General features: G+C 32.8%; 6 protein-coding genes and 6 tRNA genes. 10 read left to right on the top strand and 2 right to left on the bottom strand.

Features of this window, described 5'->3' with window-relative positions; all coding sequences use genetic code 11:
* Nucleotides 1-220: 220 nt before the first annotated feature.
* Nucleotides 221-294, bottom strand: a tRNA-Asp gene (locus tag GGR97_RS14760).
* Between the two features lie 123 nt (nucleotides 295-417).
* A complete protein-coding gene (locus GGR97_RS14755) occupies nucleotides 418-1,926 on the bottom strand; it encodes an acyl-CoA dehydrogenase family protein (RefSeq protein ID WP_167899302.1) in 1,509 nt (502 codons plus the stop codon).
* A 312-nt stretch (nucleotides 1,927-2,238) separates the two neighbouring features.
* Here GGR97_RS14755 and thrA point away from each other — a divergent pair, with 312 nt between their 5' ends.
* The 10 genes from thrA (at nucleotide 2,239) to GGR97_RS14705 (ending at nucleotide 10,345) form a co-directional block, all read left to right on the top strand.
* Entirely contained in the window at nucleotides 2,239-4,689 is a 2,451-nt protein-coding gene (gene thrA, locus GGR97_RS14750; protein WP_167899301.1) for a bifunctional aspartate kinase/homoserine dehydrogenase I, read from the top strand.
* Nucleotides 4,690-4,784: 95 nt separating this feature from the next.
* Complete coding sequence (locus GGR97_RS14745) at nucleotides 4,785-5,717, top strand: homoserine kinase (protein ID WP_167899300.1); 933 nt, start codon at nucleotides 4,785-4,787, stop codon at nucleotides 5,715-5,717.
* Between the two features lie 80 nt (nucleotides 5,718-5,797).
* Complete coding sequence (thrC, locus tag GGR97_RS14740; RefSeq protein WP_167899299.1) at nucleotides 5,798-7,096, top strand: threonine synthase; 1,299 nt, start codon at nucleotides 5,798-5,800, stop codon at nucleotides 7,094-7,096.
* Nucleotides 7,097-7,176: 80 nt separating this feature from the next.
* Nucleotides 7,177-8,259, top strand: a complete 1,083-nt coding sequence (gcvT, locus tag GGR97_RS14735) for a glycine cleavage system aminomethyltransferase GcvT (RefSeq protein ID WP_167899298.1) — start codon at nucleotides 7,177-7,179, stop codon at nucleotides 8,257-8,259.
* 20 nt (nucleotides 8,260-8,279) lie between these two features.
* Nucleotides 8,280-9,704 (top strand): DNA recombination protein RmuC, encoded by a 1,425-nt coding sequence (rmuC, locus tag GGR97_RS14730; RefSeq protein ID WP_167899297.1) that lies wholly within the window; start codon nucleotides 8,280-8,282, stop codon nucleotides 9,702-9,704.
* A 117-nt stretch (nucleotides 9,705-9,821) separates the two neighbouring features.
* Nucleotides 9,822-9,895: transfer RNA gene (locus GGR97_RS14725), tRNA-Met, on the top strand.
* A gap of 41 nt (nucleotides 9,896-9,936) precedes the next feature.
* A tRNA-Gly gene (locus tag GGR97_RS14720) sits at nucleotides 9,937-10,009 on the top strand.
* Nucleotides 10,010-10,047: 38 nt separating this feature from the next.
* Nucleotides 10,048-10,120: transfer RNA gene (locus GGR97_RS14715), tRNA-Gly, on the top strand.
* Between the two features lie 34 nt (nucleotides 10,121-10,154).
* Nucleotides 10,155-10,227: transfer RNA gene (locus GGR97_RS14710), tRNA-Gly, on the top strand.
* A gap of 43 nt (nucleotides 10,228-10,270) precedes the next feature.
* A tRNA-Pro gene (locus GGR97_RS14705) sits at nucleotides 10,271-10,345 on the top strand.
* Nucleotides 10,346-10,503 lie beyond the last annotated feature (158 nt).

Raw genomic sequence — 10,503 nt, 5'->3', positions numbered from 1 at the left:
TTTAGAGCTCAGTTCAGAGGGGTTAAAAACGTTGAATTCTTCCTCTTTAGATTGACTAATATTTTTGCCTAAAACACAACTTTTAGGTATGATCCGTATGATCCCCGATTTGTGAACCAAATATATAAAATACTTTGATTTTATATGAAATAGTCACGCATAAAAAAGCCTTATAAACATAATGTTTATAAGGCTTTGGAAGAGATTAACTTTTCTCTTGCGGTCTGGACGGGACTCGAACCCGCGACCCCCTGCGTGACAGGCAGGTATTCTAACCAGCTGAACTACCAGACCGTTGCTGTTAGCGGTTGCAAATATACAACCTTTTTCTAGTTACACAACAAAAAAATAAAACTTTTTTCAAAAAAAAATAGCGATGTAAAAACATCGCTACTTAAGCTATCTATAGGGTTTTATTTACACTAAATTCAACCACGTACTATCTTCTTTATAATCAGTAATTAACGTAGTACTTTCTTGAAAAGTTAAAGAACTTACACAAGCAGTAACTTCGTGCTTTAAAGAAGTAATACATTCTGAAACTAAATCAGATCTAAATCCTTTTACTCCTAAATCAATTACAAAGTTTGCAGAAACTACTCTACCAATAATCTTACCTAGGTCTACCATTTTACGCTGTGGTAACTCCATGTTTAAGTTAAAGTTTAATAATTCTTTAAAAAACTCAGAAGATTTAATTGTTAAATCATAAGTACTTAAAAAATCAAATAAATTTGTGACTTTTTTACGTCTCATTAATTTCATAACAGCTTCAGAAATTTGAGTATATAACATTTCGTTAGATCCTTCAAAAATCATAAACGCTCTACTATCCATAATTCCTCTAGCTCCAATATTTTCTTCTTTGTAACCAGATGAACCTGATAATTGTACTAAAGTTTGAGCAGAAAACTGCATCATATCTGTAATTACAGATTTCATACTATTTGCTTCTACCTGATCCATGGCTAATTCATTATCAATACCACTGTGCTCACTACTACGTGCACACATGGCAGAACATACTGTAAAAGCCGCTTGTATGTTAGAAATTTGTTCTCTTACTTTATCTAAAGCTAATAAGTTTTTACCTCCAACAATTCTATTGTTACAATGCTCAATAGCTTCATCCATCATTCTTTTAATGAACCCCATGGCCATACCAGGAAATTGCATTCTAGAACGGTGCAATAAGTCAAGCATTAATTTAATTCCTGTACTAGATCCTTCTAATTTTTGATTTTCAGGAACTTTTAAATCTAATTTATTGTTTCCATAAGGAATGGCATACAAACCAGCATTGTTGTAATATTCATCAACAATTACTCTTTGTTCTGGATCTTGATTATCTGCAATAAAGAAATCTATATCTCTACCTAATTTTCCGTTTTCAGCTTTTTTACGAGAAGTAATCAACCAATAATCAGCCAATCCTGTTAATCCTTGCCAGTGTTTGTAACCCTCTATATGGTATTTTCCATCTTTAAAAGTGTTTGATGTTTCCATGCTTAACGCATCCGAACCAAAACTAGGTTCTGTAATCATTAACCCTCCCATGTTTCTTTCTTCTAAGAAACGCTTAAAAATAGGTACTTTTACTTCTGGCTTTGCATATTTTGCTACAGGCTCTAAAAATAAAGCAATGTTAATACCAAACGTTAAAGAAAGCGGTAAGGATTCATAAGAAGCTGCTTCTAAAATCCCTAAACATTCCTTTACCTTTGTACCTCTACCCCCGTATTCTGTTGGAATGGCAACAGATAAAGGTTTTTTAGCCATAATATCTCTAAAAACTAAAGAAGGAAAACCTCTTACCTGGCTAAATTTCTGAATATCATCTTTTTCGTAAAAAACACTTTTTAGAGTCTCTTTAAAATCTTTTAAAAAGCTATCATAAGAAATGTTTTGAATATCTTTTATTGACATATATTTATTGTCTTTACTATTAATGGAGGCAAATATACAATTCTTAAAGTGATATAAATGACTACATTGTCTTAAATAGCATTATTTATATTGAATTTTATATAGATTAAAAGGGTGATGTTTAAATATTTTCTTAATTTTGATGCCGTGAAAAATACAGAGACTACATATTTAACAACTTCTTTCTTTACTACCCTTTGGGGTTGTCTTTGTTATTTATATATATAAACCGTAAAATCTTGAATTTTAATTGACTATGACTTTCATTAAACCTCAAGTGCTGTTTTTTTTCTCAATCATTCCATTACTTATATGAAAATTTTAAAATTTGGAGGTTCATCAATCGCCTCAGCTCAAAATATCGTTCGTGTACTTGATATTTTAAAATCAAACAACAACCAACAAATTGCAGTGGTTTTTTCTGCCATTGGTAAAACTACCGATGCTTTAATTCACATTGCAGCTAAGGCACAAACACAAGATGATGCTTATAACAACTTATTAAGTGAATTAGAAAATAATCATTTTGATATTGTTAGAAACTTAATTCCCGTAAACAACCAAAGCGGTGTGTTAAGTGGTGTTAAAAAATTATTTAATCAACTAGAAAATATTTTAGAAGGAGTCTTCTTATTGCAAGAACTTTCTCCTAAAACTAAAGATACGATTGTAAGCTACGGAGAGTTTTTATCAACTTTTATAATTACCAAAGCTTTACAATGTCAAGAAATTGATGCTGTTTATAAAAATACTGGTGAACTAATTGTGACCAATAGTAATTTTGGAAACGCTACTCCTATAATGGATGTAACAAACAATAACATTAAAGAGTACTTTACAAACAATAGCCATAGTATTACTGTGTTGCCTGGTTTTATTGCAAGCAATGAAAACGGAGATAAAACTACTTTAGGTCGTGGTGGTTCTGATTATACTTCTGCTATTATAGCAGCTGCTTTAGAAGTAGATCAACTAGAAATCTGGACAGATGTTAGTGGAATGTACACTGCCAATCCAACTTTAGTAAAACAAGCAAAGCCCATCAACAGATTGTCTTATAATGAGGCTATGGAATTATCTCATTTTGGAGCTTCTGTATTATACCCTCCAACCGTACAACCTGTAATGCATAAAAACATTCCGTTGTATATTAAAAACACATTCCAACCTCAAGATTTAGGTTCTTATATTTCTAACGAAAATGTAAAAGATGGTGGTGTAGTAAAAGGAATTAGTCATATTGACCATATTGCTTTAGCTACTGTAGAAGGAAATGGATTGATTGGAATTCCTGGAGTTTCTAAAAGATTATTTAGTGCTTTGTCTGAAAAAAAAGTAAACGTAATTTTAATTACCCAAGCTTCATCAGAACATTCTATTTGTATTGCTATTGACCAAAATGATGTTGAAAATGCAGAATTGGCTATTCAAGATGAATTTGCTTACGAATTAAGTTTAGGTAAAATAGATCCTTTACATATACAAACTAACATGGCAATTGTGGCTATTGTTGGAGAAGAAATGAAAAGTCACCAAGGAATTAGCGGTAAAATGTTTAGTGCCTTAGGTAAAGACAATGTAAACATTCATGCCATTGCTCAAGGTGCATCAGAAAGAAATATTTCTACTGTAATTGATAGTAAAAATGTAAGCAAAGCTTTAAACAGCTTACACGAAGAATTTTTTGAAGATCATGTAACCAAATTAAACCTATTTGTTGTAGGTGTAGGTAACGTAGGTGGAAAATTATTAGAACAAATAGAAAAGCAAAAAGCTTATTTATTAGATAAATTACAATTAAGTATAGAGGTTGCTGGAATGGCAAATTCTAAAAAAATGATTTTCAATCAAGACGGTATTGATTTAACTACCGATTGGAAACAAAACTTAATTGACAACGGAGAAGATTTAGATCTTGATTTATTTCTAGAAAACGTAAAAGAATTAAACTTAATCAACAGTGTATTTGTAGACAATACTGCCAATGCTACTATTGCAGGTTTATATGCTGATTATTTAAGAGAGAGTATTGGAGTTGTTACTTGTAATAAAATTGCAGCTTCATCAGAATATGAAAAATATGCTGAATTAAAAAGATTGTCTCAAGAATACAACGCTCCTTATTTGTTTGAAACAAACGTAGGTGCAGGATTGCCAATTATCAACACATTAAATAACTTGGTGCAATCTGGAGATCAAATCGTAAAAATTCAAGCAGTTGCTTCGGGTTCCTTAAACTTTATTTTCAACTCATTTGTTGGTGATGCCAACTTTGCAAAAATTGTTGATGAAGCTGGAGAATTAGGATTTACAGAACCAGATCCAAGAATTGATTTGAGTGGTGTAGATGTAGCTCGTAAAATTTTAATCTTAGCTCGTGAAAGCGGTGCTAAAATGAATTTAGAAGATATAGAAAACAAAACCTTCTTACCTAAAGCAAGTTTAGAAGCAGATTCTATTGCCGATTTTAAAAAGACATTAATTTCTGAAGCGGCTCATTTTGAAGCCATCAAAGAAAAAGCAGCAGCTAACAATGCCGAATTAAAATACGTTGCAGAATATGTAAATGGTAAAGCAAATGTTTCTTTGCAAGAAGTAGACAACAAGCATCCATTTTCTAACTTACAAGGAAGTGATAATATTGTGTTATTCTTTACAGAAAGATATCCAGAATACCCTTTAATTATTAAAGGTGCTGGTGCTGGTGCAGATGTTACTGCTTCTGGAATTTTTGCTGATATTATTAGAATTGGCAAAGGATAAAATTAGTACAAAGTATTAAGTACACAGTACTAAGTGTTATTGTATAGAATTTTAGCTTCTGTACTTTATACTTAGTACTACATACTCAAAGAAAAATGAACGAAATAAAATTGTTTTGCCCAGGTACTATTGCCAACGTTTCTTGTGGTTTTGATGTGTTAGGACTTTGTCTAGACACCACAGGTGATGAAATGGTGATTCGTAAAGTTGCTACTCCTGGTGTTAAAATCACCAAAATAGTAGGTCAAGATTTACCCTTAGCTACCAAAAAAAACGTAGCGGGTGTTGCTGTACTAGCCATGCTAGAAAAATTAAACAACACTACCGATGGGTTTGAAATTGAAATCTACAAAAACATAAAACCAGGTAGCGGAATTGGAAGTTCTGCTGCAAGTAGTGCTGGTGCTGTATATGGTGTAAACGAATTGTTAGGAAAACCGTTTAGCAATCACGATTTAATTGAGTTTGCCGTGAAAGGTGAAGAATTAGCGAGTGGAGTTCCTCATGCAGACAATGTTGCTCCGGCCCTTTTAGGTGGATTTACTTTGGTGCGCTCTACAGCTCCTTTGGATGTGATTAAATTAAACACACCCTCTCAATTATACGCAACGGTAATTCATCCACAAATAGAAGTAAAAACAGCTGATGCTCGTCAAATCTTAAAAAGTAAAGTACGATTAAAAACAGCCATCACACAGTGGGGAAATATTGGAGCCTTGGTTAGTGCATTGTATACCGAAGATTACGATTTATTGTCTCGTTCTTTGCACGACGAAATTGTAGAACCTATTCGTTCTATTTTAATTCCTGCTTTTGACAAAGTAAAAGAAGAATGTAAAAATGCAGGTGCTTTAGGTTCTGGAATTTCAGGATCAGGTCCTTCTATATTTGCATTGAGCAAAGGTGAAGAAACCGCTATAAAAGTAGCTGAAGCAATGAAAGCTGTTTACGATAAAGTGGGAGTTGCTTATGACATCCACATCTCAAAAATTAACGATCAAGGAATAAAAATAGTATCTAGTAATTAGTACTAAGACTTGACTAAAAAATAAAAATTGAATATTGGTTAACATACTAGATAGCTGATACTCGATACAAAATACAAAAAATGAAATATTTTAGTTTAAACGAAAATGCTCCTAACGTATCTTTTAGAGATGCTGTTGTTAATGGAATTGCTCCAGACAGAGGATTGTATTTTCCAGAAAGTATTACACCGTTATCAAAAGAATTTATTGATAATTTAGACAACTATAGTAACGCAGAAATTGGATACGAAATCATCAAACAATTTGTAGGTGATGAAATTCCTGAACAAGACTTAAAACAAATTGTAGAAGAAACTTTATGTTTTGATTTTCCTGTAGTTCCTATTGAAGAAAATATTGGTTCTTTAGAATTGTTTCACGGTCCAACCATGGCTTTTAAAGATGTGGGTGGTCGTTTTATGGCTCGTTGTTTAGGATACTTTAACAAAAAAGAAAAAAACGATAAAGATATTACTGTATTGGTAGCTACTTCTGGAGATACCGGAGGTGCTGTTGCAAGTGGTTTCTTAGGAGTAGATGGTGTTAAAGTGGTGATCTTATATCCTAGCGGAAAAGTATCTAATGTTCAAGAAAAGCAATTAACTGCCTTAGGACAAAATATTACGGCTTTAGAAGTAGAAGGTGCTTTTGACGATTGTCAAGACATGGTAAAAACTGCTTTTTTAGACGAATCTTTAAAAGAATACAGAACGCTAACCTCTGCAAACTCTATCAACGTAGCTCGTTGGTTGCCACAAGCCTTTTACTTTTTCTTTGCTTACAAGCAATTAAAAGACAAGTCTAAAGATATCGTGTTTTCTGTACCTAGTGGAAACTTTGGAAATATTTGTGCAGGAATGATTGCTCAAAAATTAGGATTACCTATCAAAGAATTTATTACAGGTACCAATGTAAACAGAGTCGTTCCTGCTTATTTAGAAACAGGAATTTACGAACCTAAAAAAACCATTCCTACCATTTCTAATGCGATGGATGTTGGAGCCCCAAGTAACTTTATTAGAATAGAAAAATTACACGATTTTGATGTTGATAAATTACGTAAAAACCTAAAAGGATATTCTTATACAGATGATGAAGCTACCGCAGCTATGGGTCATTTGTACAAAAAGTTTAACTATATAGCAGAACCTCACGGGGCTATTGGTTACCTAGCTTTAAAAAACTATTTAAAAACAGCGACCAACACACAAGGTCTGTTTTTAGAAACAGCGCATCCTGTTAAATTCATGGATGTTTTATATCCTGGAGTTGCAGAAACTATTGAATTGCCAGAACAAATAAAAGCTGTAATAGACAAACCAAAAGTATCTATTAAAATTTCAGACTACAAAGGCTTAACAGACTTTTTAAAGTCTTAATAACCTATGCATATAGACCACACTAAAATCCCCTTTTTGGGGATTTTTTTATTTATTTTTACCACTTACAATTTTATACAATGAAAAATACAGCACTTACCCACATACACGAACAATTAGGAGCTAAAATGGTTCCTTTTGCAGGATTTAACATGCCTGTGCAATACGAAGGAGTAAAAGCAGAACACGAAACAGTAAGAACAGCCGTAGGTGTTTTTGATGTTTCTCACATGGGAGAATTTATACTAGAAGGTCCTAATGCTTTGGCATTAATTCAAAAAATTTCTTCTAACGATGCTAGTAAATTAGCTATTGGTGATGCTCAATACGCTTGTATGCCTAATGAGGATGGTGGAATAGTAGATGATTTATTAATTTATCGTGTAAAAGAAGAGCTATACCTTTTAGTGGTAAATGCTTCTAACATAGAAAAAGATTGGAATTGGATAGAAAAACATAACGACTTAAATGTAGCTATGAAAAATCTTTCTGATGTTTATTCATTACTAGCTATTCAAGGTCCTAAAACTACAGAAGCTTTACAAAGTTTAACTTCTGTTGATTTAACTACCATTCCTTTTTACAAATTTGTGGTAGGTGATTTTGCTGGAATAGAAAATGTAATTATTTCTGCTACCGGATACACAGGTGCTGGTGGTTTTGAAATTTATTGCAAGAATGATGAAGTGGCTCAAGTTTGGGAAAAAGTTTTTGAAGCTGGAAAAGAATTCGGTATCAAACCTATTGGATTGGCTGCTCGTGATACTTTACGTTTAGAAATGGGGTATTGCTTATATGGAAACGATATCAATGATACGACCTCTCCTATTGAAGCTGGTTTAGGTTGGGTTACTAAATTCAACAAAGACTTCATCAATAAAGAAAATATAGAAGCTCAAAAGAAAAATGGAGTTGCTAAAAAATTAGTAGGGTTTGAAGTTGTAGACAAAGGAATTGCTAGACATGATTACTCTATAGTAGATGCTAATGGAAATGAAATTGGAATTGTAACCTCTGGAACCATGTCTCCTAGCTTAAACAAAGCAATCGGTCTAGGTTATGTAGCTACTGATTTTTCTAAACTAGGTGATGAAATTTACATTCAAGTAAGAAAAAAACAAATCAAAGCTAAAGTGGTTAAATTGCCTTTTTACAAAGGATAATTAACAACTAATTTTTACATATGGATTTAATTTTTGTTTTAATAAGTTTATTAATAGGTGGTGGAATTGGTTTTGTAATTGCTAAAAAAATAACAGCTTTACAAACCGAAAAAAACACACTTGCCGTTACTGAGCAACTTACACTGTTGCAAAAAGAATTGGAATACAAGCAAAATATTGCCAAAGAAACCATTCAAAGGTTAGAACAAACTATTACTGAACAAAAATTAGAACAAGAAAAAAATAACGATAAAGCTAAAACTGAACTCGAATTTTTACGTGCTAAAAAAGAAGATCAAATAAATATTTTAACAAAAGAAAAGGAATTTTTAGCCATTAATTTAGAAAGAGCCAATGCCAAAACAGAAGAGTTAGCTAGGGATTTAACAGAAAACAAAGCTGAAATTGAAAAATTGCAAGAAAAATTCACCAAAGAATTTGAAAACTTAGCGAATAAAATTTTAGAAGAAAAATCTAAAACGTTCTCTGTTCAAAATCAAAAGAATATCAGTGATATTTTAAAACCTCTTCAAGAAAAAATTCAATCATTCGAGAAAAAAGTAGAAGACACAAATAAAGAGAGTATTGATAGAAACTCAGGTTTAAGACAGCAAATAGAAAGTTTAAAGGACTTAAACCATAAAATGAGTAAAGATGCAGAGAACCTAACTAGGGCTTTAAAAGGAGATAGCAAAACACAAGGAAACTGGGGAGAAATGATTTTAGAACGTGTTCTAGAAAAATCTGGTTTAGAAAAAGGAAGAGAATACGAGTTAGAAAAAAGTTTTGATACCGATATGGAATCTAAAACTCGTTTAAGACCCGATGTAATTATCAACCTACCCGGCAATCGTAAAATGATTGTAGATTCTAAAGTAACCTTAACTGCTTATGAAAAACTAGTTAGTACAGATGATGAACTGGAGAAAATTCAATTTGCAAAAGAACATCTACACTCATTAACCAGACATATAGAACAACTAAGTGCTAAAAAGTATTCTGAACTCTATCAAATAGAATCTCCAGACTTTGTATTGTTATTTATTCCTATAGAACCTGCATTTGCTTTAGCCCTGGAGCATGATACAGAGTTATACAACAAAGCATTTGCTAAAAACATAGTAATAGTAACCCCTAGTACTTTGTTAGCTTCTTTACGTACAATAGAAAGCATGTGGAAAAATGAAAAGCAACAAAAAAATGCTTTAGAAATTGCCACACAAGCTACTCGTTTGTTTGAACAGTTTGTACAATTAACTGATGAATTGGTTAGATTAGGGAAACAATTAAATACTGTACAAAGTACTTACGATACTACAATGAAAAAATTAACTGGTCGTGGAAACTTAATTGTAAAAGTGGAAAACTTAAAACAGTTAGGAATTAAGACAAATAGTAAAGAATTCAATCAAAAACTGTTAGAAAGTGCCCAAGAAAAGGAATAATTTAACTCTTTTTTCTTCCCTAACAATTTGATATTAAATCAACTAAAAAAAGGCTAAAAAAAAGTTAAAAATTTGTTTTGTCATAACAGAGTTATCCTTTATATTTGCATCCGCAATGGCGAGGTAGCTCAGTTGGTTAGAGCGCAGGATTCATAACCCTGAGGTCACGGGTTCAACTCCCGTCTTCGCTACAAGTTCTTTTTAAAAGATGATTACCAAATAAAAAAAATAAGCGAAAGTAGCTCAGTTGGTAGAGCGTCAGCCTTCCAAGCTGAATGTCGCCGGTTCGAACCCGGTCTTTCGCTCTATATTTTTTTAAAAATAATTAAGTATATTTACATATGCGAAAGTAGCTCAGTTGGTAGAGCGTCAGCCTTCCAAGCTGAATGTCGCCGGTTCGAACCCGGTCTTTCGCTCTAAGTTTTTTAAACTTTAAATATATTTAATTATGCGAAAGTAGCTCAGTTGGTAGAGCGTCAGCCTTCCAAGCTGAATGTCGCCGGTTCGAACCCGGTCTTTCGCTCTAAGAACACCATTAAGTTGGTGTTTTTTTTTAGATGACTATTCGGGGTGTAGCGTAGCCCGGTCATCGCGCCTCGTTTGGGACGAGGAGGTCGCAGGTTCGAATCCTGCCACCCCGACAAGAAGCCTGTAAATAGTAATATTTACAGGCTTTTTTTGTTTTCTTCAACTCCTACTCCTCTCTATGGATCATACCTAAAAGTTGTGTTTTAGGCAAAAATATTAGTCAATCTAAAGAGGAAGAATTCAACGTTTTTAACACCTCTGAACTGAGCTC

This window comes from Wenyingzhuangia aestuarii (assembly GCF_011927765.1).
In the GTDB taxonomy this organism is placed as follows: Bacteria; Bacteroidota; Bacteroidia; order Flavobacteriales; family Flavobacteriaceae; genus Wenyingzhuangia; species Wenyingzhuangia aestuarii.
Note: the sequence above shows the minus strand (reverse complement) of the source record. Positions and strands in the feature narration are given on the sequence as shown.

Excerpts from the sequence above, each read along its gene's own strand:
- GGR97_RS14755 (WP_167899302.1), bottom strand. The coding sequence starts at position 1,926 with ATGTCAATAAAAGATATTCAAAACATTTCTTATGATAGCTTTTTAAAA.
- thrA (WP_167899301.1), top strand. The coding sequence starts at position 2,239 with ATGAAAATTTTAAAATTTGGAGGTTCATCAATCGCCTCAGCTCAAAAT.
- GGR97_RS14745 (WP_167899300.1), top strand. The coding sequence starts at position 4,785 with ATGAACGAAATAAAATTGTTTTGCCCAGGTACTATTGCCAACGTTTCT.
- thrC (WP_167899299.1), top strand. The coding sequence starts at position 5,798 with ATGAAATATTTTAGTTTAAACGAAAATGCTCCTAACGTATCTTTTAGA.
- gcvT (WP_167899298.1), top strand. The coding sequence starts at position 7,177 with ATGAAAAATACAGCACTTACCCACATACACGAACAATTAGGAGCTAAA.
- rmuC (WP_167899297.1), top strand. The coding sequence starts at position 8,280 with ATGGATTTAATTTTTGTTTTAATAAGTTTATTAATAGGTGGTGGAATT.